Source organism: Paenibacillus sp. VTT E-133291 (genome assembly GCF_002264395.1).
In the GTDB taxonomy this organism is placed as follows: domain Bacteria; phylum Bacillota; class Bacilli; order Paenibacillales; family Paenibacillaceae; genus Paenibacillus_AQ; species Paenibacillus_AQ nitricinens.
In genome coordinates this window covers 1-23,960 of sequence record NZ_NFVA01000067.1, presented here as the reverse complement: position 1 = coordinate 23,960, position 23,960 = coordinate 1, and the positions used below count along the sequence as shown (strand labels likewise).

At 46.0% G+C, this 23,960-nt stretch carries 24 protein-coding genes and 1 riboswitch; of the genes, 1 reads left to right on the top strand and 23 read right to left on the bottom strand.

The window, feature by feature from the left end; genetic code table 11:
• Positions 1-107 precede the first annotated feature (107 nt).
• From atpA to fni, 23 genes are all read right to left on the bottom strand, one after another.
• Positions 108-1,619: a F0F1 ATP synthase subunit alpha gene (gene atpA / locus CA598_RS22620; RefSeq protein ID WP_042131369.1), complete on the bottom strand. Its 1,512-nt coding sequence runs from the start codon at positions 1,617-1,619 to the stop codon at positions 108-110.
• Between the two features lie 11 nt (positions 1,620-1,630).
• On the bottom strand, positions 1,631-2,182 hold the full coding sequence (locus CA598_RS22615) for a F0F1 ATP synthase subunit delta (protein ID WP_094871138.1): 552 nt from the start codon (positions 2,180-2,182) through the stop codon (positions 1,631-1,633).
• Entirely contained in the window at positions 2,179-2,667 is a 489-nt protein-coding gene (gene atpF / locus CA598_RS22610; RefSeq protein WP_094871136.1) for a F0F1 ATP synthase subunit B, read from the bottom strand. The genes CA598_RS22615 and atpF overlap by 4 nt, the downstream gene beginning before the upstream one ends.
• Before the next feature lie 97 nt (positions 2,668-2,764).
• The gene (gene atpE, locus CA598_RS22605) at positions 2,765-2,977 is read right to left on the bottom strand and encodes a F0F1 ATP synthase subunit C (protein WP_039877624.1); all 213 of its coding nucleotides are present in this window, start codon (positions 2,975-2,977) and stop codon (positions 2,765-2,767) included.
• Positions 2,978-3,081: 104 nt separating this feature from the next.
• Positions 3,082-3,849 (bottom strand): F0F1 ATP synthase subunit A, encoded by a 768-nt coding sequence (atpB, locus tag CA598_RS22600; RefSeq protein WP_042131372.1) that lies wholly within the window; start codon positions 3,847-3,849, stop codon positions 3,082-3,084.
• Between the two features lie 29 nt (positions 3,850-3,878).
• Positions 3,879-4,256, bottom strand: a complete 378-nt coding sequence (locus CA598_RS22595; protein WP_094871134.1) for an ATP synthase subunit I — start codon at positions 4,254-4,256, stop codon at positions 3,879-3,881.
• A complete protein-coding gene (locus CA598_RS22590) occupies positions 4,249-4,482 on the bottom strand; it encodes an AtpZ/AtpI family protein (protein WP_042192476.1) in 234 nt (77 codons plus the stop codon). Before CA598_RS22590 ends, CA598_RS22595 begins: the two co-directional genes overlap by 8 nt.
• Before the next feature lie 178 nt (positions 4,483-4,660).
• Entirely contained in the window at positions 4,661-5,821 is a 1,161-nt protein-coding gene (gene wecB / locus CA598_RS22585; protein WP_094877960.1) for a non-hydrolyzing UDP-N-acetylglucosamine 2-epimerase, read from the bottom strand.
• A gap of 59 nt (positions 5,822-5,880) precedes the next feature.
• Positions 5,881-6,510 (bottom strand): uracil phosphoribosyltransferase, encoded by a 630-nt coding sequence (gene upp, locus CA598_RS22580; protein ID WP_094871130.1) that lies wholly within the window; start codon positions 6,508-6,510, stop codon positions 5,881-5,883.
• A gap of 423 nt (positions 6,511-6,933) precedes the next feature.
• Positions 6,934-8,181 carry a serine hydroxymethyltransferase gene (locus CA598_RS22575; protein WP_094877959.1) on the bottom strand — a complete coding sequence of 416 codons (1,248 nt, stop codon included), beginning with the start codon at positions 8,179-8,181 and terminating at the stop codon, positions 6,934-6,936.
• A 114-nt stretch (positions 8,182-8,295) separates the two neighbouring features.
• Positions 8,296-8,880 carry a TIGR01440 family protein gene (locus CA598_RS22570; protein WP_094877958.1) on the bottom strand — a complete coding sequence of 195 codons (585 nt, stop codon included), beginning with the start codon at positions 8,878-8,880 and terminating at the stop codon, positions 8,296-8,298.
• Positions 8,881-8,954: 74 nt separating this feature from the next.
• A riboswitch (ZMP/ZTP riboswitch) is annotated at positions 8,955-9,037 on the bottom strand.
• Between the two features lie 48 nt (positions 9,038-9,085).
• Entirely contained in the window at positions 9,086-9,673 is a 588-nt protein-coding gene (locus CA598_RS22565) for a low molecular weight protein arginine phosphatase (RefSeq protein WP_094871124.1), read from the bottom strand.
• Between the two features lie 47 nt (positions 9,674-9,720).
• The gene (locus CA598_RS22560; protein WP_094871122.1) at positions 9,721-10,293 is read right to left on the bottom strand and encodes a manganese efflux pump MntP; all 573 of its coding nucleotides are present in this window, start codon (positions 10,291-10,293) and stop codon (positions 9,721-9,723) included.
• A 127-nt stretch (positions 10,294-10,420) separates the two neighbouring features.
• Positions 10,421-11,662, bottom strand: coding sequence for an L-threonylcarbamoyladenylate synthase (locus tag CA598_RS22555; RefSeq protein WP_094877963.1), 1,242 nt, complete (start codon positions 11,660-11,662; stop codon positions 10,421-10,423).
• 207 nt (positions 11,663-11,869) lie between these two features.
• Positions 11,870-12,625 carry a stage II sporulation protein R gene (spoIIR, locus tag CA598_RS22550; RefSeq protein ID WP_256989867.1) on the bottom strand — a complete coding sequence of 252 codons (756 nt, stop codon included), beginning with the start codon at positions 12,623-12,625 and terminating at the stop codon, positions 11,870-11,872.
• Between the two features lie 83 nt (positions 12,626-12,708).
• Positions 12,709-13,893: an FtsW/RodA/SpoVE family cell cycle protein gene (locus CA598_RS22545; RefSeq protein WP_094877957.1), complete on the bottom strand. Its 1,185-nt coding sequence runs from the start codon at positions 13,891-13,893 to the stop codon at positions 12,709-12,711.
• 198 nt (positions 13,894-14,091) lie between these two features.
• Positions 14,092-15,276 carry an FtsW/RodA/SpoVE family cell cycle protein gene (locus CA598_RS22540; RefSeq protein ID WP_042192492.1) on the bottom strand — a complete coding sequence of 395 codons (1,185 nt, stop codon included), beginning with the start codon at positions 15,274-15,276 and terminating at the stop codon, positions 14,092-14,094.
• Between the two features lie 140 nt (positions 15,277-15,416).
• Complete coding sequence (gene prmC / locus CA598_RS22535; RefSeq protein ID WP_094877956.1) at positions 15,417-16,415, bottom strand: peptide chain release factor N(5)-glutamine methyltransferase; 999 nt, start codon at positions 16,413-16,415, stop codon at positions 15,417-15,419.
• Positions 16,408-17,481 carry a peptide chain release factor 1 gene (gene prfA, locus CA598_RS22530; protein WP_094871115.1) on the bottom strand — a complete coding sequence of 358 codons (1,074 nt, stop codon included), beginning with the start codon at positions 17,479-17,481 and terminating at the stop codon, positions 16,408-16,410. The genes prmC and prfA overlap by 8 nt, the downstream gene beginning before the upstream one ends.
• A gap of 233 nt (positions 17,482-17,714) precedes the next feature.
• The gene (gene ychF, locus CA598_RS22525) at positions 17,715-18,815 is read right to left on the bottom strand and encodes a redox-regulated ATPase YchF (RefSeq protein ID WP_042131387.1); all 1,101 of its coding nucleotides are present in this window, start codon (positions 18,813-18,815) and stop codon (positions 17,715-17,717) included.
• 143 nt (positions 18,816-18,958) lie between these two features.
• Positions 18,959-20,311 carry a S41 family peptidase gene (locus CA598_RS22520; RefSeq protein ID WP_179283736.1) on the bottom strand — a complete coding sequence of 451 codons (1,353 nt, stop codon included), beginning with the start codon at positions 20,309-20,311 and terminating at the stop codon, positions 18,959-18,961.
• A 167-nt stretch (positions 20,312-20,478) separates the two neighbouring features.
• Positions 20,479-20,949, bottom strand: a complete 471-nt coding sequence (locus tag CA598_RS22515) for a GNAT family N-acetyltransferase (protein WP_256989866.1) — start codon at positions 20,947-20,949, stop codon at positions 20,479-20,481.
• A gap of 42 nt (positions 20,950-20,991) precedes the next feature.
• Positions 20,992-22,131 carry a type 2 isopentenyl-diphosphate Delta-isomerase gene (gene fni / locus CA598_RS22510; RefSeq protein ID WP_094871109.1) on the bottom strand — a complete coding sequence of 380 codons (1,140 nt, stop codon included), beginning with the start codon at positions 22,129-22,131 and terminating at the stop codon, positions 20,992-20,994.
• Between the two features lie 190 nt (positions 22,132-22,321).
• On the opposite strand from fni, the gene CA598_RS22505 reads away from it, so the two are divergent.
• Entirely contained in the window at positions 22,322-23,851 is a 1,530-nt protein-coding gene (locus tag CA598_RS22505) for a phospholipase D family protein (RefSeq protein ID WP_094877954.1), read from the top strand.
• Positions 23,852-23,960 lie beyond the last annotated feature (109 nt).

Sequence of the window (23,960 nt, the reverse complement as noted above, 5' to 3'; positions counted from 1 at the left end):
AGCATCTTCTTGGCTTTGACGAATTCAAAGCCAACTTTATAAGTAATAGCCTGAGCTTCGGCAGAGCCAAAGCTCACTTCGTAAGATTCGTTTAGGTACGATCTATATTAGCTAGTAGCAAAGCCTCTTTTAAATTTATCAATTGCTGCTTTAAGAGCGGCTTCGTTATCTGCTGTCAAATCCTTGGTATCTCTGATGGATTGAGCAACTTCAGCAGCACTGCTATCCATGTAAGCAAGGAATTCCTTTTCAAAACGTTTTACGTCTTTAACAGGAATATCATCCAAGTATCCTTTTACAGCTGTGTACAAGCTAAGCACTTGATGCTCAACAGATAGCGGCTGATTTACACCTTGTTTCAGAACTTCCATCATACGTGCTCCGCGATTCAGACGAGCAAGCGTAGATTTATCAAGATCTGACCCGAACTGTGAGAAAGCTTGCAGTTCACGATATTGGGCAAGATCCAAACGGAGCGAGCCAGCTACCTTCTTCATCGCTTTAATCTGAGCGGAGCCCCCTACACGGGAAACGGAGATACCGACGTTGATCGCCGGACGCTGACCAGAGTAGAACAGATCGGATTCAAGGAAGATTTGACCATCTGTAATCGAGATTACGTTCGTAGGAATGTAAGCCGATACGTCAGATGCTTGTGTTTCGATGAACGGAAGTGCGGTTAATGAACCACCACCAAGCTCATCACTAAGCTTAGCCGCACGTTCCAAAAGACGGGAGTGCAAGTAGAACACGTCACCAGGGAACGCTTCACGACCCGGTGGACGACGAAGCAGCAAGGACAATTCGCGATAAGCCGAAGCTTGTTTTGAAAGGTCATCATAAATGATCAGTACGTGTTCGCCCTTGTACATAAAGTACTCGCCCATTGCGCAACCTGCGTATGGAGCAATGTACAACAGTGGGGATGGCTCGGAAGCCGAAGCAGTTACAACGATTGTATATTCCAACGCGCCATGACGGCGGAGAGTTTCTACAACCTGTGCTACTGTTGATTGTTTTTGTCCAATGGCAACATAAATACATTTCATTCCGTTGCCTTTTTGGTTGATAATCGCATCGATTGCGATTGCAGTCTTACCTGTTTGACGGTCACCAATGATAAGTTCGCGTTGTCCACGACCAATTGGTACCATCGCATCAATCGCTTTAAGGCCAGTTTGCATTGGCTCATGAACCGATTTACGGTCGATAACACCAGGAGCGTTATTCTCAACCGGACGGAATTCCGTCGTTTGGATTGGGCCTTTACCGTCAAGCGGCATACCGAGTGCGTTAACAACACGACCCAGAAGGGCCTCTCCCACTGGGACTTGCATGATTTGTCCGGTACGTTTTACTTGATCGCCTTCACGAATTTCCTTGTACTCACCTAGAATAACAACACCGACGTTGCTTTCTTCCAGATTGAGCGCCATGCCCACTACACCGTTGGAGAACTCTAGCAACTCGCCTGCCATTGCGTTTTCCAGACCGTAGACACGAGCGATACCGTCTCCGACTTGAATGACGGTGCCCACTTCGGCAACTTCGATATCGGCTTTATATTGCTCAATTTGACTTTTGATCAAAGTGCTGATCTCTTCAGGTCTGATGCCCAATATCCTCACCCCTATCTTCTATGCTTATCATTAAAGGATTTCTCGAGACGTTCCAATTTACTAGACAGACTGCCGTCATATAGCGTATCGCCGATATAAACTTTCAGTCCTCCCAGCAGGCTTGGATCCACCACATTCGTAACCCGGATTTTACGGTTTACGAGCTGGCCGAATTCTGCAGCTACAGCCGCTTGTTCTTCTTCACTTAAAGAATAAACGGAGTATACCTTAGCATCACCAATGCCAAGAGCGTCTCCTTCAATCTTGATATACGTATCCAGCAGTTCGGCAAAAATATCGGTTCTGCCTCGCTCTACTAACAGTTCTACAATGTTCATCACGATAGGAGAGATCTTATCTTGAAGTGCTGTGCGCAGCACTTTCAGCTTGTCGGACTCCGAGATGCGCGGTGCAAGAATAAACCGCTTAACCTCTTGGTCAGAATGTAATACTTCGACCACTGCCTTGAGCTCTTCTTCTACTTCAAGGGTAATCCCCTTCTCTACCGCTGCACTGTACAATGCTTTAGCGTAGCGCTTGGCAACTACCGTATCGCGGCTCATGATCGGCCTCCTACCTCATTGAGGTATTGGTTCACAAGCTGCTCCTGCTCACTGCTAGCACTAACTTCTTTTTTAAGAAGTTTAGAAGCAATACGAACAGATGCCGTTCCAATTTCGCTGCGCAACTCTTCCACTGCTTTATTCTTCTCGTTCTCGATATCGCGCACGGCCTCTTCTTTGACACGTGCAGCTTCAACTTTGGCTTGAGCCAAAGCTTGTTCAACCTGTTGATTGCTAGTAATTTGCGATTGTTGAATAATCTGTTGAGCTTCCTGGCGTGCACTGTTCAGCGCTTGCTTCTGCTCTTCCACATACGCGACCGCTTGCTCTCTAGTCTTCGCAGCTTCATCCATTTGCTGCATTACCAGCTCACGGCGCTTCTCCATAACTGCGAACAGTTTGCTGAACGCATACTTACTGAGCAAGAAATATAGAATCCCAAAGGCTACAATTGAAAATACGATGTTTGTCCAAACAATATCCACTGAGGTCACTCCCTTCCGTTACCGCGTCATGCGGACGTATACAAAAGTAAGGCGCGGATGGCATCGGCCGTCCCCGCCAAACCGTAAATACGGTTTATTAAGAAAACATGATCAGGAATGCGATAACTGTTGCTGCGAGCGGAATAACTTCGACGATACCTACACCGATAAACATTGTTGTTTGAAGCGCGTTACGAGCTTCTGGTTGACGAGCGATAGACTCAACTGTTCTACTAACGATCATACCGTTACCAAGACCTGCGCCAAGTGCACCCAATCCAACCGCTATTGCTGCTGCTAAAAATTCCATTTGTAAATATCCTCCTTTAATTTCGGTTCATAATGTGTTTAATGATATAAGATATCTCCCGCGAAAGAAAATCAGACGATAGCCGTTCTCTTCGCAGCAGTTCATTAATGTGCTTCTTCTTCGTGAATCGTCATCTGTGCGATATAAACCATCGTCAGAATGGTAAAGATAAACGCCTGTAGTGCCCCGACGAAAATACTGAAGCCTTGCCATACAGCCAGGAACGGAATACTGAGAATGCCCAGTTTCAAAATGACTGTAATCAGTACTTCTCCGGCAAAAATGTTAGCAAATAGACGAATAGCCAGCGCTACTGGTTTTGCCAAGTTCTCGATAATGTTCAGTGGCAAAAAGATTGGAAACGGCTCAATATAGTGTTTGAAATAATGCTTGCCGTTGAGCTTGATGCCCAGGAAGTTCATCAGTATAAACACAATAATTGCCAATCCTGCAGTGATATTAATGTCAGCAGTCGGCGACTTGTACCATAAGATCTCAACATGATCACCATGCGCCAAGTTCTTGGTTGCTTCAATCACATGGCCAAACACGGTTACAGGTCCATGTGCTTCAGTTACAACTGAGAAAGGCAATCCAAGAAGGTTGGAAACAAAGATAAACAGAATCAATGTTAGCCCCAAAGATATGTAAGGTTTTCCTTTCTTCAGGTCCATGGCACTGCTTATGACACCTTCAACAAATTCTACAACCCATTCCATAAAATTCTGAAGCTTAGATGGATTCTCAACCGAAAGCTTACGAACCGAAAGCATCACCAGTACAAATACTACTGTACAACTGATCAGAAGCATCAATACGGCTGATATATCTATCGGTATTCCCCCGACAAAGATTTTCGGCATCTCATGCATAGTATCATCCCCCTTTCTCTTTAATCTGGTTAAAGTTTGTTCTTCACACTCAGATATATCCCCGCAGGAATGGCGAGAAGCTGAGGAATGAACACGCCCGAAACAGTTGCTACCAGGGAGAAATGCTCAATCTTGACCGCGAACATGGTGACCAAAATTGCGAAGCTAATCCGTGTAACAAAACCGAGGCTGAAGGCATTCCCTTCGTTGCTCGCAATCGACTGCGTTACCCGTCGAACCTTGACGGCCAGATAACGAAAGTTTACCAATCCCGCCACCAGACCCAGAGTCATGCCCAGTGTAATATCCCTGGTCTCATGATGAAGCGCCCAGCCCATTAAGAGTCCTGCCATAAGGACGAGCGTAACTCTAGTGACGGTATTGATCATGGGAGTCATATTATCCATTCTGCTCCCCCAAAAATTTTTTAATTAACAGGACGACGTTCACAATTCCCAGAATCATTCCGGTTATAGTGCCAATAGCGAGCCAATATTTCGGACCCTCCATTAAGTCTTTCAGCCACCTTGCCGCAAAAAAACCAATAACAATGTAAGCGGCGAGTATAGTGCCTGCACTTCCAATGATAAGCGCGGTCTGTAACAAGCTGTCCCTGCTATTTTGTTCTTTCATGGGCTACAATCCCAACTAATTTTACTGAATTTCTGGAGTCTTTGTCAATTCATTGAACATTGCCCAAAAACCCTTGAAAACATGAAAATAATCACAGCAAAATGTTCCAAAACCATATAAACCGTACAGTTTGACTGTATGTTGATTTTAATCAGATCAGATATTACTTTAAATGAAATTATTTATTTTTTGTGAACATTCTGTGAAACTCTTCAGGACGTTCCTTATTTACACCGAAATGGTGCAAAATCGCATTGACAATTCGTTGGGAGGCTTTGCCATCTCCGTACGGGTTGGCGGCCCGACTCATCGACTGATAGAGCTCATTATCAGTCAAAAGAGCATGTGTCCGTTCATACACCTTCTCCTCGTCCGTGCCCACAAGCTCTAACGTTCCAGCGTCTATCCCTTCAGGACGCTCCGTCGTATCACGAAGCACAAGTACAGGAACTCCGTATGAAGGAGCTTCCTCTTGTAAACCGCCGGAATCGGTCAATATCAAGTGGGTATGCGGATAAAAATTATGCAAATCCACGACATCCAGCGGATCAATCAGCTTAATTCTTGGATGTCCACCCAGAATTTCATGTGCAGGTTCCTTAACTGCCGGACTCGGATGCACAGGATAAACAATGGCTACATCTTCGAATTCATCAGCGATTCTTTTGACAGCTCGGAAGATATTACGATGCGGTTCACCTTGCGATTCTCTGCGGTGAGCAGTCATCAAAATAAGTCTTTTTCCTGAAGCAAAATCCAAAACAGGATGCCGGTAATCCGGCTGTACGGTATATTGAAACACATCAGTTACGGTGTTGCCTGTGATATAAATACTTGATTCTTTTTTGTTCTCGTGTTTCAAATTGCTAGCTGACCAATCTGTTGGAGCGAAATGCAGATCGGCCAAAACACCTGTTAGTTGGCGGTTCATTTCCTCAGGATAAGGAGACAGTTTGTTCCATGTCCGAAGACCTGCTTCTACGTGCCCAATCTGAATTTGCTGCAGGAAAGAGGCATAACTAGCTAGAAACGTCGTTAATGTATCCCCATGCACCAGCACGATATCAGGCTTAACCTCTCTCAGCACAGGCTCCAAACCTTCAAGCACACGAATAGTAATCTCGTTCAGTGTCTGACGGTCCTTCATCACATCCAAATCATAATCAGGAGTGATTTTAAACACTTCTAACACTTGATCAAGCAGTTCTCTATGCTGTGCTGTGACACAAACAATGGATTCGATGTGCTCAGGATGCTTCTCTAGTTCAAGAACTAGAGGAGCCATCTTGATCGCCTCGGGGCGCACTCCGAAAATAGTCATCACTTTAATTTTGGACATAACCCCTACCCTCTCATCAAAAAATTCAAAAATTTCGTATCCTAATCACGAATTACTATTTACTTAGTTCCGTACAAACGGTCCCCAGCGTCGCCAAGTCCCGGAACGATATATCCATGCTCATTTAAATGATCATCAAGCGCAGCTACGTAAATATCTACATCTGGATGAGCTTCTTGAACTGCAGCGACACCCTCTGGAGCTGCAATCAGGTTCATCATTTTAATTTGTGTACAACCACGCTTCTTCAACGAGGTAATCGCAGCAATCGCAGATCCCCCTGTAGCTAGCATTGGATCAATTACGATTAGCTCACGTTCCTGTACATCTGTAGGAAGCTTGATGTAATACTCGACCGGTTGAAGTGTTTCCGGATCACGGAACAAGCCAACATGTCCTACTTTAGCAGCAGGGAGAAGCTTTAGAACGCCTTCAAGCATCCCTAGACCCGCACGAAGAATAGGAATAAGCCCAAGCATTCTTCCCGAAATCACTTTACTTTCCGTTTCAGTGACCGGCGTTTGTACCGTAATGGTCTCTAGAGGAATATCACGTGTAATCTCATAAGCCATCAATGTGGCTACTTCGTCAACATGCTCTCTAAAATCCTTTGTGTTTGTTCTTACATCGCGAATAAATGTTAATTTGTGTTGAATTAAAGGATGATCGCAAATCACCAATTTTCCCATTTTAATGTCCCTCCGGTAATTGTAAGTCTTGTCTATAACCTCAGAAAGCGCTTTTGCTTCTCAGTGGCTAAATCCTGTCTATTATAGCATTCCCTTCGCTTCATTTCACCTAGAAAGGCACTTGTACTTACATTGAATACTTTCCTATTGTATATCCTTGACCTGAAAGGTAATGATTGGCTGAAATACGCAACCTTCCACTTATAAAACTTAGATTATGTTGTGCAAGTTTTGGTTTTTCATACTATTCACACTCTTTTCACTATTGTTTATGAAAATTCCATGAACTTTCATAAACAATTTCATCAGTTTTCCATCCATTCCCCTATATAATTATGTGAACAATAAACAACAAAAAACCTCCATCAAACCCTAAAATCAGGACTCGATGGAGGTGAACTCATTCATTAATACAAATAAGAACTAGTATTTCAGTTCTGGATAAAGCGGGTACTGGTCCGTCAAATCAGCAACTTGACGAGCTGCCTCAGCCAATTTCGCTTCATCCTTCGGATTCTTCAGAACATTAGCAATAATACGGCCAATAACCACCATTGCTTGCTCGTCCATACCACGGGAAGTAACTGCAGGTGTACCAATACGAATACCACTTGTTACGAAAGGACTTGTAGGATCAAATGGAATTGCGTTTTTATTCACAGTGATTCCAATGGAATCTAGTACTTTTTCCGCATCTTTTCCGGTAATGTTCAGGTTACGCGTATCCAGCAACATCAGGTGGTTATCTGTGCCTCCGGATACAATGTTAATCCCTTCGCTGATTAGCGTTTCCGCGAGAACATTGGCATTTTTCACTACATCCTCAGCATAAGTCTTAAAGGATGGAAGCAAAGCTTCGCCGAGCGCCACTGCTTTTGACGCAATCACATGCATCAATGGTCCGCCTTGGGAACCAGGGAATACGGCTTTATCGATAGCAGCGGCCCATGGCTGTCTGCACATAATCATACCGCCGCGAGGGCCGCGTAAAGTCTTATGTGTAGTAGTTGTAACGAAATGAGCATGAGGAACCGGGCTTGGGTGAAGGCCAGCAGCAACAAGACCTGCGATATGGGCCATATCTACCATAAACAAAGCACCGACATCATTGGCGATAGCACCAAGTTTTTCGAAATCAATAATACGCGGGTACGCACTCGCACCAGCAACAATCATTTTAGGACGATGTTTGAACGCTGCTTTGCGCACTTCGTCGTAATCAATAAGGAAAGTATCTTCTTGCACACCATAAGCAACAAAGTTATATAGCAAACCGGAAGCATTGACTGGACTACCATGTGTTAAATGTCCGCCATGTGCCAAGTTCATACCAAGAACCGTGTCACCCGGCTTGAGCGCCGCCAAATAAACAGCCATATTCGCTTGTGCTCCGGAATGCGGTTGTACGTTAACATGCTCCGCACCGAACAATTCTTTTGCACGATCGCGTGCCAGATTCTCAACGATATCAACATCTTCACAACCACCATAATAACGTTTGCCTGGATAGCCTTCAGCATATTTGTTCGTAAGCACCGAGCCCATAGCTTCCATTACGGCTTCGCTAACGATATTCTCTGAGGCAATAAGCTCAATGTTGGCACGCTGACGTTTCAGTTCCAATTCCATCGCTTCCAGTACTGCCGGGTCACTCTTACGTAATTGTTCCATGTTCTTATTTCCTCCCTAGTGTGTGTAGATATGTTGTATTTAAGTAGAAACGATTTACCTGCTAGACAGAAGCTAAGGTCAATGTTTCTGCAAAAAATATAAAAATAAAGTTCATTAATCGCAAACCTGTGAGCCGCTTTGTTCTGGGGCGCGATATACCGCACGTTCACCGCCAATAAGTGGAGGTCTGGTCCATGCCGCATTCACTCTGGCTGCTCCAATGTATCTTAGAGACGGACGAAAAGGAACAGCTACCCGTCTTAAATGCATTCCTATCAGCGTCTCACCAATGTCTAGACCAGCATGAGCATCAATCGTTTCCGCCAAAACAGGATCTTTCATAGCGTGATAGGCAGCCGCAGCCATCGAACCGCCTGCACCTGGTATAGGTACAGCTGAAACTTCATTTAACCCAAGTGACTCTAGCAAAGAGCGTTCCATTACAAGCGCACGATTCAGATGCTCGCAGCACTGATAAACGAGATGAAATCCTTTGTCCGCTGCGACCAAACGAGCCCCTTCAAGCAGCTGCTGTGCCACTTCAAGCGCACCACCGGTTCCAATCCGGACACCAGCAACCTCACTTGTACTAACTCCAAGGACAACAATTTTACCAGATCCGAGGTTACCAGCTTCCGCCAGCTCCCTTAACACAGTGACAGTAGCTTCAGTTAAAGATAACTCCACAACTTTGTCCATCACCCTACCTCCTCAAGCTTCAAACAAGCTTCATTTAAACAAAAAAGAGCAGTCCGCAGGTAGCTGCGGATTTGCTCTTTTGCCCAGGCGACCGGCCGTTTATTCCGATGCTCCATCGTGGTTTGATCCACATTTGTCGCCAGTTACATCGGAACCGATTAGTTGTAACTTCATCTTAAAGCAAAGCGGACTGAAAATCAACCATTTACAAATGGCGTAAGGATTCCAGTTTATCTAATAAACTAAACAACGAAGTGCGAATCTCTGCAGCAGTAAGCTCATAATCTTCACGCGTACCCCCGAATGGATCAGAAATATCAAAGCTTGGGATACGCTGGCGGATTTCAATCATTCGTTGTAGATCTGTTGCGCTCGGTTCACCACCTAGAGCTATGCTTAACTCAGCATCCGCGTATAGGCTGTCCAATTCTTTAATATCCTCAGTCACAGCTTCTTCATTATGCACATATTCCTTCAATGTATATGTTTTCGATACGGCATCCGGAAAATACTGCAGCAAATGCTGCTTATGTCCACTGGTCAAGGTAAGCACAAGATCGGCCCATGCAACGGATTGCCCCGTTAATTGCGACGACTCTAAATGATCATGAATGCCTTCTTCCTGCAAAATAGCTGCAGCATGTCTCGATATAGAAGTACCAGAAATGGCAGATACACCTGCAGACCGCACTTCCAGGTCGATTCCACGTTCCTTCGCGAGCTTTCGTAAAAGCCCCTCAGCCATAGGACTACGGCATGTATTACCGGTGCAGACGAATAAAATATGCAGCATGCTTTTGCACCCCCATGAAATTAAAATATGGTAATGCCGTTATTGTATCAAAAGATGAATAACAAGCCAAACCCTAATAAAATAGCCCCGCCCAGCGCTTCTCCATATTCCCCGAGTCCACGACTGACATGCCGCCCAAGAAGTAAGCCGACAATGGACATTAGACCTCCACAGACACCAAAAGCCAGTATGGTCAGAAGCACACCATTCACAAACATCCCTAAGGATACCCCAACAGAAAATGAATCTACACTAACACTGAGTGAAAGAAGCAGCATTCCCCATAAGGTTCGGTGATTCATAGCTCGCGTACCTACCACTTCCGGACGAAAGGAGTTATACACCATATGTCCGCCTAACAGCACAAGCAGCCCTCCGGCGGCATAAGTCGTTACTTGACCTAGCAAATGTCCGACATAACTTCCCGTTAATAAACCCAGAAGAGGCATCAGCATATGAAAAAAAGCAATGAGCACACTCATTTGTAGAATGTGCAACAGACGAATCCCTTTCATCCCAATGCCTACACCGAGGGAAAATGCATCCATCCCTAATGCAATCGCCATTATAGCAATCGTAACCGTCTGCCCCCAACCGGCATATACATCTCCTATGCCCATGCTTAACCCCCCAAGTCCGAAATATCTTGTACAACAACGATATGCGGACAAGGGGGTAATCATGACTTCATAGGAGATTCCAAATTTGAAGAACCGGTGTTAAAGCTGTAAAGAAGGGGCACCGTGGCTATCCGGCGTCAATGACAGAACCACCGGCTGCCTTCATAAGCCGGTTCATAATGGCAGCGCCGAGGCCTGTATACGGACAAGCCTCGGCCAAGATGTATGTCGCTCCCGCTTCATCGAAGCGCCTCAGCGCGGCATATAGGGAGCGTGCCCCTTCCTCCGGCGAGGATAACGAGCCGAGGGAAAGGACACAGGCGGCAGGGGCGGCGGGATAAAGGGACTTATGCTCCTCGAAGAGGAGCAAGCCCGTTACCTCGCCGCTCAGCTGCGCCGCCTGAAGTAGACTCGCGGCTTCATCCGCAACACGTTGCGGAGAAGATCCGCTCACCACACCGAGCCAGCCGCGCGGCGCATAGTGCGTGTACTTCATGCCCGGTGCGCGTGGCGCCAAGCTGTCGGAAACAGCTTCTGCACCGTGGTACACCCCCGGTTCATTGGCCGCTGGAGCTTCCGCTGCTGCGGAAGTTCCGGATTCTTTAACCACAGCTGGCTCAGCAGCAACGGCTTCCGCCCCCACTACAGCAGCTAACTGCTCCGTAGTAATCCCACCAGGGCGCAGCACGGCAACCTTTCCATCAGGTTGCACCTGCACCACAGTTGACTCCAGTCCGACTCCAGCGGCGCCGCCATCAAGTACACCGTCAATGTATCCGGCCAAGTCTTCCATCACATGTGAAGCTAAAGTCGGACTCGGACGACCTGAACGGTTAGCACTAGGTGCCGCAACGGGACAGCCCGCTGCACTGATCAGCGCCAAAGCTACCGGATGGTCAGGCATACGCACACCTACCGTGTCCAGCCCTGCCGTCACACAGGGTGACAAAACACCCTCACGAACAGGAAGCACGACTGTCAGTGGTCCAGGCCAATAAGCATCCATCAATACCGCAGCCGTAGGATGCACTTCTGTAACCAGCTCGTCCAAAGCTCCTGAATCGGCAATATGAACGATTAGAGGATTATCAGACGGTCGCCCTTTTGCCGCAAAAACAGCCTCAACTGCCGCAGTATTCCGTGCATCCGCACCAAGTCCATAGACCGTTTCGGTCGGAAAAGCGACCGTTCCACCTTCACGAAGCATGGTTGCCGCCTCCACGATGGCTAACTTATTCTCCTCATTAGGCTGAAGTACAACGGAATCCGAAGCTGCATCTTCCAACAAATCCAGTTCCCAATATACAGTCTTATTCCTATTCCCACTCCGCCGTTGAACGGCGAATAAAGGGTCATGTGGTTCATTCATTCTCATCACAGGCTTTCTACAGGATATACATTGAACAATAGCTTTTCTTGCAATCTTAGGATAAATACTCTGGATATTCATTAACTCTGATCTTACCAAAAAGCGGCCCCAATGAAGGCGCCGCAGTCGATCTGCTTATGAAATAGTAACATATCTAGGTTCAAAACTATAGACCATTTCCACAAAACCAAAGGGCTAGCATCAGCATTACGACCATAATCCGCTAATCCAGTTCCAAAGGTTTTGCAGCAGTTCCCAAACGAAGAACCGTACCTCTGGCTCTGCGGAATCTGCTGCCGCAGCATCCTTTGCCGAAGAATCTGCTTGTACAGCTGTCCCTACTGCTGGTTGTGCCTTAGCTCCACTCTCTGCCCCGGCAGCCGAAACCGTCTTCACCGCTTTGTTAGCAGCAGGTGCTGCCGCATCTCCGGAACCCGCATCGATAAAGCATAGTGGCGGAAACAGTACACACCACCAATTTTGTCCCTTGCCTTCACCCAGTGTAACCCGCACAGCCTCGTACTCTCCGGCAGGGTAGACCGTACCACCGTATAATTTAGTCGGAAAAGGAACTACACCGAGCTCCACGTTATAGGAATACTGAATGCCTCTTTTCTCCAGCTCCGATCCAACCAATGCATTTAGCTCTGGTAGATGAGTTCTAATTAAAGCGCGTGCCTGCTCTAAGCTCTGCGGGTCCTCAAGTGCAGTTACCCACTGGTTCATTTGCTCCACGATTGTATCGCGGATCTGCCGCTTCACTAACTGATCCTGCGTTCCATCCGAATTCGCCAAAATACGCAGCCGGATAGAATCCTGTGGAATCGTTACTTCGGCTACTGCTGCATCGGTTTTTTGACCTTCCCAGGCCATGATAACGATCATGAAAAAACAAATTAAAATGGCAGTATACTTAAAAGTTACACGTAAGGAATCTCTTTTATCCATATGATTATCGTTCATTTGTAGCAGCCCCTCTCCTCTTAACACTCATGCTAGTAGTATGTCCAGAGATGAGAGACTACAAACCTATGAATCTATTAAATCTATAACTTCATGGGAATCGCGTTAGGCAATTGCAAATCATCCTCAACATCCCGTCCATATAGATGCACACTCATCACAATCCCCATGCAGGCCATATTGATTAAAAGTGATGTGCCTCCATAACTGATGAACGGAAGTGTAATTCCAGTAAGCGGCATTAGGCCGATAAAAGCTCCAATATTCTCTAAGATTTGATATAGCAGCATAGCTGTAATTCCAATAATTAAAAACGGACCGCTGCGCTCCCTACTCTCTAGAGCAATCAGTATCATCCGATGGAGCAAAATAAAGAAGAGCAGCAGCAGCAGCGCTGAACCTACGAATCCAAACTCCTCTGCAACCTGCACGAATATGGCATCCGAATACGTATATGGAACACGGTTACTCTGCACAGAGCTTCCTTGCATGTACCCCTCGCCGTTCATCCCTCCGGAGGCAATAGCCACTTTAGCATTTTTCGTGTGATAGCTTGCATCATCTGACGCCAAATCAGGTACGAGCCAAGGATCAAAACGATCCACTAAATGCTTCCTGCCAAGGGTCTCCTCAAAGAAATATACCGCTTCATCATGATAGTGAATATAGCTCAGAATTCCTGCAAGACCCAATCCGCCAACGATTAGTAATCCGATGAGTGCATGTGAAATTTTGATATTCCCGATCCATAGAAGACCGATTAATATTACGATGTAGCTTAGCGCATTTCCCAGATCATTCTGTACAATAACTATCGTAAAGGGGAGCAATGTAAGAAGCGCCAGTGGGACGACTCCCTTCCAGAAGGTTAGCGTGGCTCCTTGTTTACGGACCAGTATGGATGCGAGTAAAAGAATCAATATCAACTTAAAAAGCTCCGCAGGTTGAAAACTAAGTCCACCTATCTCTAGCCCTAATTGCGCACCGTTCTTTACCTTTCCAAAAAAACTAACCGACACTAGCAGACCAATACCGAAGATATAAATATAAAGAGCATATTTAACAAATATCCTATAGTCCACGAAGGTAAGCACAAAAAACGCTACAAACCCTACAATGTAGTATTTAAGCATTTGTAGATGGAACCCATCTAGCTTCTGAACTAATCTACCATTAGTCACGCTGTATATCGAAAGAATACTAATGACCATGAGCATAACTAGAACAATAAGAATCACGCTATCGATCTTCTTGAGCTTTTCAAGCATACGCAAACTCCTTACTCTATTAAGGTTCCAACCATCCTCACCTGAGGAAAGTCTCTCCTTTCTATTGTAGAGCATTCAAGGCCGCAATTCCAAATTTATGTAATACATCCGATATCAGAGATTCACTTCCAAAATAAAAAACCGCCAGTTCCCATCCTTAAAAGATGAGTTTCTGACGGTTATATTGTGATTTAGTGATTAAACCTGTTTGGCGGCTGCATAAGGAGTAGGCTTAGGTAAATCTTCCTCTACATCTTGCCCATGCAGACGCACACTCATTACCAGTCCAATGCTGGCCATGTTGATAAGCAGAGAGGTACCTCCGAAGCTGATGAAAGGCAACGTGATACCTGTCAATGGCATCAGACCAATAAACGCGCCAATATTCTCAAAAATCTGATACAGCATCATCGCGACAATGCCGACGATCAGAAATGGACCTGCTCGATCTCTGGCTTCCAGCGCAATCAGGATCATTCGATGAATCAGGATAAAATATAGTAGCAGCACAAAGGCAGATCCTACGAATCCAAATTCCTCGGCAATCTGTACAAAGATGGAGTCTGAATACGTATAAGGCACGCGATCCGTCTGTACAGAGCTACCATTCATGTAGCCCTCGCCACTCATCCCACCTGAGGCAATCGCAAGCTTGGCGTTCTTGGTATGATAAAGAGCTTTCGCTGTCGCTTTATCCGGAACAAGCCATGGGTCGAAACGTTCAATCCAGTGCGACCGGCCAATATCATTAAGGAATGTTTTAATTTCGTCATGATAATGAATATAACTCATAATCCCCGCAATCGCAGAGCTTGCTACAATCACCAGCGCGATTAATGCGTGAGTGTACTTAATATTTCCAATCCACAACAGACCTGCAAGAATCACAATGTAAGACAAGGCATTCCCAAGGTCATTCTGTGTAAGCACAATAAGAAACGGAAATAAGGTTAAGAGGCCGAGCGGCACAACATCCCGCCAAAACAAGAGTTTACTTTTATTCTTACGCACAAGCATTGCTGCCAGAAATAGAATCAATATTAGTTTGAATAGCTCGGCAGGCTGAAGGCTCAGTCCTCCAGGGAGGGACAACCAGCCTTGGGCATTATTCTTGGTCTCGCCCAAAAAGCTAACGAGGACCAGGATACCTATCCCAAACAAATAAATATATAGCGCGTATTTCACTAAAATTCTGTAATCTAAAAAGGTCATTCCAATAAAAGCAATAAAGCCAATTGCATAATACATCATCATACGGATATGATGTCCGTCCAGCTTTTCTCTTCCATGAGTCACACTATATATGGCGAAGATGCTGACAGTCATGAGTAATAACAGAACGACTACGATAGCACCATCAATTTTTTTAATCTTCTGAAGCACGTTCTGCCTCCCTACTCTAAATCTGGGCTTTCTTTTATGGTTCACCAAGAAGTCCGGTTAAATTCTATTGTAAAGGAAGTCGGGTTGAAAATACAATTTTACTCCCCGATCAACAGGAGTCCCTTGCACAGCAGGCAGTATTATCGTGCTATACCTAGCACATGACGTGGAATTCCAGCCAGATCATTAATGGTGATGATCTCTTTCCAATGGCCCGCCGCTTCAAGTAGCGCGGCCACTTGCTCGGCTTGCCCGAAGCCGAGTTCAAAGCCAATCAGGCGCGGCGGTGCCGGGAGCAGCGCCAGCTGCTCCATCATGCGGCGGTACGGGTCCAGCCCGTCCGCTCCGCCATCCAGCGCAGTGCGCGGCTCATGGTCGCGCACCTCACGCTGCAGCCCGGCGATATCCTCGCCGGGAATGTACGGCGGGTTGGAGACGAGAATTTCCGTCTCCATCCCCGCGAACGGCTCGAGCAGATCGCCGAGCCGAAAGTCCACGGCTGTGCCGGAGCGCATCGCATTGCGCTTCGCCACAGCTAGGGCCTCCGGCGAAATGTCGCCGGCGCAGACCCGCCACGCCGGCGCTTCCGCCGCCAGCGTGACGGAGATCGCTCCGCTGCCGGCGCCGATATCGACGGCGGTCAGCGGCCGTACGGCGCGTCCACTTTCCGCGCCGCCCGCACGATCTTGCGCTGCTGCTAACGAAGCAGCGCCTTCTTCCTGCGCCAGTTCACTCGGCGCAACCGTACCGTCCGGCCAGAGCTCCGCGCCGTACCGCAAAATCGCCTCGACGAGCAGCTCCGTCTCCGGCCGTGGAATAAGCACATCCGGCGTCACTTCAAAGGGACGCCCGTAGAATTCTTGCTCGCCGATGATATATTGCACCGGCTCACCCTTACTCCGGCGGGTAACTCCCGCCTCCCACTTTTCCTTGACCGCAGCTGGAAAAGAATCCGCCAGCGCCATATAATACGCTGCCCCGGACAAGCCAAGCACATGCTCAAGCAGTAATTGCGCACTACGCTGCGGCTCATTACAACCGCTCTGGCTCAAAAAAGAAGAAGCCTCCGCAAAGGCTTCCCGGATGCTTTTCACTTCCGACATGACAAATACGCCATCGTTCAAAGCATTATTATCCATTGTCCATACTATCCATCAAATCAGCTTGTTCAGCAATTGAAAGAGCCGAAATAATTTCAGTGATTTCTCCGTTCATAACCTGCTCCAAACGATGCAGTGTCAAGCCAATACGATGATCTGTAACCCGGCTCTGCGGGAAGTTATACGTCCGAATACGCTCACTACGATCACCCGTACCTACTTTGCTCTTCCGTTCACCAGCATACTTCGCTTCTTCTTCCTGCCGTTTCATATCAGAAATACGGGCACGAAGCACTTGTAACGCTTTATCCTTATTGGAGTTCTGTGACTTACCATCCTGACAGGTAGCAACGATGCCTGTAGGTACATGGGTTACACGTACTGCAGATTTGGTTGTATTTACAGACTGTCCGCCTGCACCACTTGAACAGAAGGTATCCACACGAATATCTTTATCATGGATTTCAATCTCAAATGCCTCAGCTTCCGGCATCACCGATACGGTAGAAGTAGAGGTATGAATACGTCCACCGGATTCAGTCGCTGGGATACGTTGTACGCGATGCGCACCACTTTCATATTTCAGCTTACTGTATGCACCGCGGCCGTTAATAAGGAAGATTACCTCTTTAAATCCACCAAGGTCACTCGCGTTGACATCCATTAACTCCACGCGCCAGCCTTGTGAATCTGCAAACCGGGTGTACATCCGGTAAAGATCGGAAGCAAACAATGCTGCTTCATCTCCGCCCGCTGCACCACGAATTTCGACGATTACGTTCTTATCATCATTTGGGTCTTTAGGCAGCAGTAATACTCGGATTTGCTCTTCCAGCTCTACCTGACGTTTGGAAAGGTCGTCAATTTCCGTCTTGACCATTTCCTTCATCTCATCATCAAGCTTTTCGCCTTGCATCTGCTTAGCAGCTTCAAGCTCTTCCATTACATTCTTATATTCAGTATACGCCTCAAATGCAGGCTGTAGGTCTGATTGTTCTTTGGAATAATCCCTCAGTTTCTTACTGTCGTTTGCAACATCCGGATCACAAAGCAGTTCACTGAGCTTCTCATAGCGGTCCGCCAGGGATTGCAATCGGTCCAACAAGGGAATTCACCTCTCCTAGTTCAATTTCAAATTCGCAAATAAAGACATTAAAACACATATCATAAAATTAGATATACGACTTTATATTATACCAAAGATATTGTGAAATGGCTACAGTTCGGTACGCGAAAACATCTTAATAAATGACTTATATTTTAAAAAAGACCATCCCAGCAGTAGATACCCTCTACCGACTGAGATGATCCTCTTATTCTTGGTAAACTTTAGTCCTCTTAAACGTTGAAACGGAAATGCATAACGTCGCCGTCCTGCACCAAATATTCTTTACCTTCTAGACGCAATTGACCACGTTCTTTCGCACCATTCATCGAACCCGCTGCCACAAGATCTGCGTAAGCCACAACCTCAGCACGGATAAATCCACGTTCGAAGTCCGTATGAATTACACCAGCCGCGCCGGGTGCTTTCGTTCCCTTACGAATGGTCCATGCACGAACCTCCTGGACGCCTGCTGTGAAATACGTATACAAGCCTAGCAGCTTGTAGGCCGCTTTAATCAAACGATTCAAACCAGATTCTTCTAGCCCAAGTTCTTCTAGGAACATCGCTTTATCTTCGCCCTCAAGCTCGGCAATTTCAGCTTCTACTTTAGCGCTGATCGGAACAACTTCAGCACCTTCAGTTGCTGCAAATTCACGCACTTGCTGCACATAAGGATTGTCCTCTGCACTTGCAACTTCTTCTTCGCTTACATTCGCCGCATACAGCACTGGCTTCAATGTTAACAAATGAAGATCACGGATAATAAGCTTCTCGTCATCGGACAATTCAATACTACGTGCAGGTTTGTCTTCGTAGAGAACTTCTTTGACACGTTCAAGCAGTTCAACTTCTTGAGCGTATTTCTTGTCGCCGCCTTTGATGTTCTTACGGGAGCGCTCAATCCGCTTCTCAATGCTCTCAATGTCAGCAAGAATCAGTTCCAAATTAATGGTCTGAATGTCGCTGATCGGATTTACTTTTCCATCCACGTGGGTAACGTTCTCATCTTCAAAGCAGCGAACGACATGAACGATAGCATCCACTTCACGAATATGAGCTAGGAACTTGTTGCCTAATCCCTCACCTTTACTTGCACCGCGCACAAGGCCAGCGATATCAACGAATTCAAAAGCAGTAGGTACAGTCTTGTTAGGTTGTACCAGCTCAGTCAGTTTATCAAGACGTTCGTCCGGAACTTCAACGACACCAACGTTAGGATCAATCGTGCAAAAAGGGTAGTTTGCGGATTCTGCTCCCGCTTGCGTTATTGCATTAAACAATGTGGATTTTCCTACGTTAGGAAGACCGACGATTCCAGCTTTCAAAGCCATTTATATGACAACTCCTATTTTCAGCTAAATTGATCATCCGAATAAGTAATACGATCTAAACCATTATATATTAGAACATATTCTCCAGCAACACCGGATGTCTTACAGATGTGTCAATCCAGCCTTATCCAAGCGCGTCCATTTCAATGGGATTTGGCAAGTTGCAATACCTTTTGCACCGCCGGCTGATCCAATAGGGGCTTTGAGCTATCGGGGTCAACCTCCAGATCAGGGACTGTCTTGACTTCTTCGTTGCAGCTTCCATCAGAGTTAAGTCCCAACTGGAGGGAGAACCTGAATACATAACCGCTATTAGGCAATGCAGCTAAAAGTGGATCTGTCCCCAGACCGTCTCCCCCTGTTCTTCCACCTACTACCGTAGCAAACCCGGTCCCTTTGGCGAATGCGGCGAATCCTTCTGCGGATGAATATACAGATCTATCTACCAGCAAATAGATTTTCCCTCTGAAGCCAACAGATTGATTTGGGGTTACGTTATCAACATTTTTGTTATAGTTTTTAAACATTGTTAGCGCTTCTGGCGGTATATTAGGCAACTGCTCATCTTTAAGGTTAGCAATTGGCTGTAACCCTTCTGTCAGCCGGCGTGACTGCATAAAGGCCTCGACATATTCGCCTCCCCTATAAAGATCATATGTATTATAAGTAATCGGTTTATTAATCAGTAGAGGAACTATATTCATGCTCCAGTAATCACTGTTTCCTCCGCCATTTCCACGGATATCTAGAATTAATGTTTTATAATCTTTTACTTCTACCAGAAAATCATGAATTTCTGAACTGTCCATCTCCATCAGACTTCCATTAAAGCTTCTCATCCCTAGATACACTATTTGATTAGGTTCTATAATGACCTTTTTTACATTCCCAGAAGTTACTCCTGACTGGCTTCCCACCTCCCCACTATTCCCAGTGTTATTGTTTTCATTAACGCTTTGCTGCTCTGCTAAAGATTTCTGGTTGTAACGGGCCAATACATTAGGCTGCTGCAACACGTTCACCCAAGGTTCAAAACCAACACCTGCTCGAACATAGCTTTTTAGAAACCATGGGTAATCTTCCTTGGAAATAAAGTGCGTGTGCCCGTTGTTCAACTGGCTTAGTACAAAGCCCATTCGTGTCAAAAACTCATCATCCGTCTTTGTGGCTGCAATTTCATTGCAGTGCTCCTCTTTGTTCGCAAGCCAATCCACTCCGTTCAGACGCTTGTTCACCTCCAGGAAAGGATAATTCTCCTCAATAATCTTCCACATGTAATCAAAGTCTTCTAGTCTCTGCTTCACTGTCAATGGAGACACCGCTGCTTCAGGCAGTTTTTCCGCTACCTTTGAAGAGACTACCGGCGCATTCGGACTTGCCTGAACTTGCTCAGACTCCAATTGCTTTCTCCCTGGCAAATCTCCACTGTTACAACTAACCATTAACAGTATTGCAGTCGCAGATATAACCACCGACAATACAAACCTTGGTCTCACCTTAATCCCCCTTCTAATATTCCATATCACCGAATCCATTTTCAGGAATTTATTTAATAATCATATTTTTCTACTCCTCCTAATTCAAATATATTTATCACAATTATTTACATTGTATTTCTTAGAACAACAAAAAAAGACCTCTTTCGAGGTCTCCACGGATAGTATTATAAATCTTTAGACATCGTAATGTCGGTTACGGTATATCCCATTTTTTTGTACAGTTCAAATGCACGATTGTTCTGACCGAAGACATGTAACCCGATTCTTGTGACGTTCATTTCACGAGCTTCTTCATCAAGTGCGATCATAGCCTGCTTGCCATAACCTTTACTCTGATACGGTTCGAAAATGTAGAAATCATATATAAACGCCTCTCGCCCACCGCGGCCTTCACTTACATTAAACCAGATATATCCCACTTGGATATCACTACTTATTTCTACTATGGAGTATAGATAAGCGCCATCTGTATTTAACCCTTTGGGCAGAGATTGTGTTATTGCTTCTTCCGATAGCTTCATCGCGATTTCAGGATCCCAAGCGCCGGCTTTAATCTTGTCTTCAGCGTAGTCACGGGTAGCTTGACCCAAGAAAAATTGAAAGGCGGACTCATCCATATGAACCAATTTAATCATTTTCTTTTTTCACTTCCTCGCTTCTATATTTACCACATTCATTTATTTACGTATTAAACGGGGAGTCCCACGTAAAGTTGCTAAATCGGGAGCTCCGATACCGAACATTGCTATCTTTAGCTCCAGCTCTACCTGAGCCAGTGCAGCTTCTAGCGCCTCTTCGGAATCTACTGCTGGCCCTAACAGATTGCGTCCAAAACCTGCTAAATTAGCACCGAGAGCTAATGCCTTCGCCGCATCCACGCCATGCTTCAAGCCGCCGCTGCCAATTAAAGCCCCTTTCGGGGAGACAGCACGCACTTCTGCAATGCATTCCGCGGTTGGAGTACCCCAGTCCGCGAAAGCTTCAGCCGCTGCGCGCCGTATAGGGTCTCTACTCCGAAACTTCTCGACCTGACTCCATGATGTTCCACCTGCACCCGCTACATCAACAAAAGCTACCCCTGCATTATAAAGATGCGCTGCTGTATCACCGTCAATGCCCCAGCCGACTTCTTTTACACCTACAGGAACCTCAAGTGCACGGCATACGTTTGCTATCTGCGATAGTAAGGAGGCAAAGCCAGTATTCCCTTCCGGTTGAAAGACCTCTTGCAGACCATTGAGATGCAGGACAAGAAAATCTGCACCAGCAATATCCACAGCCCGGCGGCATTCCTCAATCCCGAAACCATAGGACAGCTGTACGGCGCCGATATTAGCGATAACCGGTATATCAGGTGCCTTGTCCCGCACATAAAAGGTTTCGGTTAGCTCAGAGCGCTCCACCGCTGCCCGCACAGAACCAACACCCAGCGCCCATCCACGACGCTGTGCTGCCTCTGCTAATCGGGCATTGATGGCTCCGGTAGCGGCACTTCCACCTGTCATCGAGCTGATCAGCAGCGGTGTACGCAGCTCACGTTCCAGAAAGGTAGTCTGCAAGGATATATCATCAAAATTCAGCTCTGGAAGAGCATTATGCCGAAATCGGTATTGTTCAAACCCCGTAGTCACACCGACGCCACCGACTTCTTCATTTAGACAAAGGCGTACATGTTCTATTTTGCGTTCACCTGTCCTTGATGCAGGCAATAAAGACTTCTTGTCCGAAACCTCTACAATTGGTAGGCCATTGTCATGATCCGCGCCAGACTGCCTATTCGCATCATATGGTACGGCCTCTTCTGGCGTATGATTCATGCTCCGTTCCTCCTATTCCTAAACTGCACTTATTATAACATATCCCTAGACTTGAATTTACAATATGAGGTTAGTGAAAAATACAGAGGCTGCTTCATTTCTCCCCACTAAGTGTTAATAGGTTGGTAACATGCCGGTGCATATTAACTTAAAGAAATGCGCACTGTAATACTTTCAGGAGGATTTACTAATGAAATCAGATCACGAACAATCCGTTCAGCCTCAAATCATTCAAGATCAAACCCATTCTCCTGATCCAAAGAAATGCACCTCTTCACGACGCGGCAAACGAGTGATATGGGCTTGCATCATTCTAATTCTCTGGTTAATCGGCGTCATGATATACCAGACACATAAGCCTCTTCCCGCAGGGATTTCCTATGAAAGTCCTATATACAAAGTGAATAATGTATCCTTCTGGCATGACCTAACCTATCCAGACGGTACCGATACTGGCAATCAAGAGAGTGAAATTTTCCCTAGAATTATACAGATTATCGAGGAGTCCAAGGAGTTCTTAGTCATTGATCTATTCTTATTTAATGATTATACCCATAAGGATCAGTCATTTCCTCCAGTCAGCCGGATTTTGACAGATAAGTTAATCTCACAGAAGCAAGCTTATCCTGACATGGAGATTGTCTTCATTACTGATGAGGTCAACACGAATTACAACTCAGCACCCAATCATCTTCTCGAAGAAATGAAGGCTGTAGGGATTCGAGTCATCATGACCGATGTTAATGCGCTGCGAGATTCTACACCTGCTTATTCGGCCGTCTGGCGAACCTTCATCCAATGGTTTGGACAGTCCGGTAAGGGCTTTATCCCCAATCTTATGGCTAGTGGAGGACCGGATATTACCGCACGTTCCTATCTGAAGCTGCTAAATGTAAAGGCGAACCATCGTAAAGTTATTGCTAGTGAGAATACCGCACTAATTTCCTCTGGTAATGTTCACGATGCCAGCGCCTACCACTCCAATATTGCGCTGGAGGTGAAGGGTCCAATTATTGCTGATATTCTCCAGACCGAGCAAGCAGCAGCCAATCTTTCAGATGCAGGCCCTCTGCTTGTTCATAAGCCCAAATTCACTCCAGAAAAGAGCCTGCCCTCAACAGAACCTCTAGAGGTTCGTTATTTAACAGAAGGAAAGGTGTATAAATATGCTCTGCAAGGCATTAGGTCCGCCCAGAAGGGGGATACGGTATGGATGGGTATGTTCTATCTTGCTGATGATGCCATTCTGGATGCGTTGGTAGAGGCGACTTCACGCGGGGCTAAGGTAAACCTAATTCTAGATCCCAACCAGAACGCCTTCGGGCGTGAGAAAATCGGGATCCCCAACCGTCCAGTTGCCATGGACCTGAACAAACGCACGAACGGTGGAATTTCTATCCGTTGGTACAATACAACCAAAGAGCAATATCATCCAAAGCTGCTCTTTATCGCCAAACAGACCGGCAGCTCCATCGTTCTTGGCGGCTCTACTAACTTTACCAAACGTAATCTGGATGACTACAATCTGGAGAATGATCTGTGGATTTCTATGAAGCGTGATCAGCCGCTGTTCACAGAAATGGAAGCCTATTTCAATCGGCTATGGAATAACGAGGGGCATGTGTTCACTTTACCCTTTGAGGCCTATCAGAGCGATGTGACCTGGTTTAAGTACATCCTGTTCCGATTGCAGACCAACCTGGGCTTTACTACTTTTTAAGTGAGAAATATAAAATATAAAGTATAGGTACTAATCTTATACTTTCTTATATTTCAAAAAAAACCACCGTAGAGAAGGCTGAAGTGCTCCCTGTCAAGTGTACAGTGTA

Bases quoted from the DNA above. Each gene is read 5' to 3' on its own strand.
- CA598_RS22615 (WP_094871138.1), bottom strand. From the start codon at position 2,182: ATGAGCCGCGATACGGTAGTTGCCAAGCGCTACGCTAAAGCATTGTAC.
- atpE (WP_039877624.1), bottom strand. From the start codon at position 2,977: ATGGAATTTTTAGCAGCAGCAATAGCGGTTGGATTGGGTGCACTTGGC.
- atpB (WP_042131372.1), bottom strand. From the start codon at position 3,849: ATGCATGAGATGCCGAAAATCTTTGTCGGGGGAATACCGATAGATATA.
- CA598_RS22595 (WP_094871134.1), bottom strand. From the start codon at position 4,256: ATGGATAATATGACTCCCATGATCAATACCGTCACTAGAGTTACGCTC.
- CA598_RS22590 (WP_042192476.1), bottom strand. From the start codon at position 4,482: ATGAAAGAACAAAATAGCAGGGACAGCTTGTTACAGACCGCGCTTATC.
- wecB (WP_094877960.1), bottom strand. From the start codon at position 5,821: ATGTCCAAAATTAAAGTGATGACTATTTTCGGAGTGCGCCCCGAGGCG.
- upp (WP_094871130.1), bottom strand. From the start codon at position 6,510: ATGGGAAAATTGGTGATTTGCGATCATCCTTTAATTCAACACAAATTA.
- CA598_RS22575 (WP_094877959.1), bottom strand. From the start codon at position 8,181: ATGGAACAATTACGTAAGAGTGACCCGGCAGTACTGGAAGCGATGGAA.
- CA598_RS22570 (WP_094877958.1), bottom strand. From the start codon at position 8,880: ATGGACAAAGTTGTGGAGTTATCTTTAACTGAAGCTACTGTCACTGTG.
- CA598_RS22565 (WP_094871124.1), bottom strand. From the start codon at position 9,673: ATGCTGCATATTTTATTCGTCTGCACCGGTAATACATGCCGTAGTCCT.
- CA598_RS22560 (WP_094871122.1), bottom strand. From the start codon at position 10,293: ATGGGCATAGGAGATGTATATGCCGGTTGGGGGCAGACGGTTACGATT.
- CA598_RS22555 (WP_094877963.1), bottom strand. From the start codon at position 11,662: ATGAATGAACCACATGACCCTTTATTCGCCGTTCAACGGCGGAGTGGG.
- spoIIR (WP_256989867.1), bottom strand. From the start codon at position 12,625: ATGAACGATAATCATATGGATAAAAGAGATTCCTTACGTGTAACTTTT.
- CA598_RS22545 (WP_094877957.1), bottom strand. From the start codon at position 13,893: ATGCTTGAAAAGCTCAAGAAGATCGATAGCGTGATTCTTATTGTTCTA.
- prmC (WP_094877956.1), bottom strand. From the start codon at position 16,415: ATGGATAATAATGCTTTGAACGATGGCGTATTTGTCATGTCGGAAGTG.
- ychF (WP_042131387.1), bottom strand. From the start codon at position 18,815: ATGGCTTTGAAAGCTGGAATCGTCGGTCTTCCTAACGTAGGAAAATCC.
- CA598_RS22515 (WP_256989866.1), bottom strand. From the start codon at position 20,949: ATGATTAAATTGGTTCATATGGATGAGTCCGCCTTTCAATTTTTCTTG.
- fni (WP_094871109.1), bottom strand. From the start codon at position 22,131: ATGAATCATACGCCAGAAGAGGCCGTACCATATGATGCGAATAGGCAG.
- CA598_RS22505 (WP_094877954.1), top strand. From the start codon at position 22,322: ATGAAATCAGATCACGAACAATCCGTTCAGCCTCAAATCATTCAAGAT.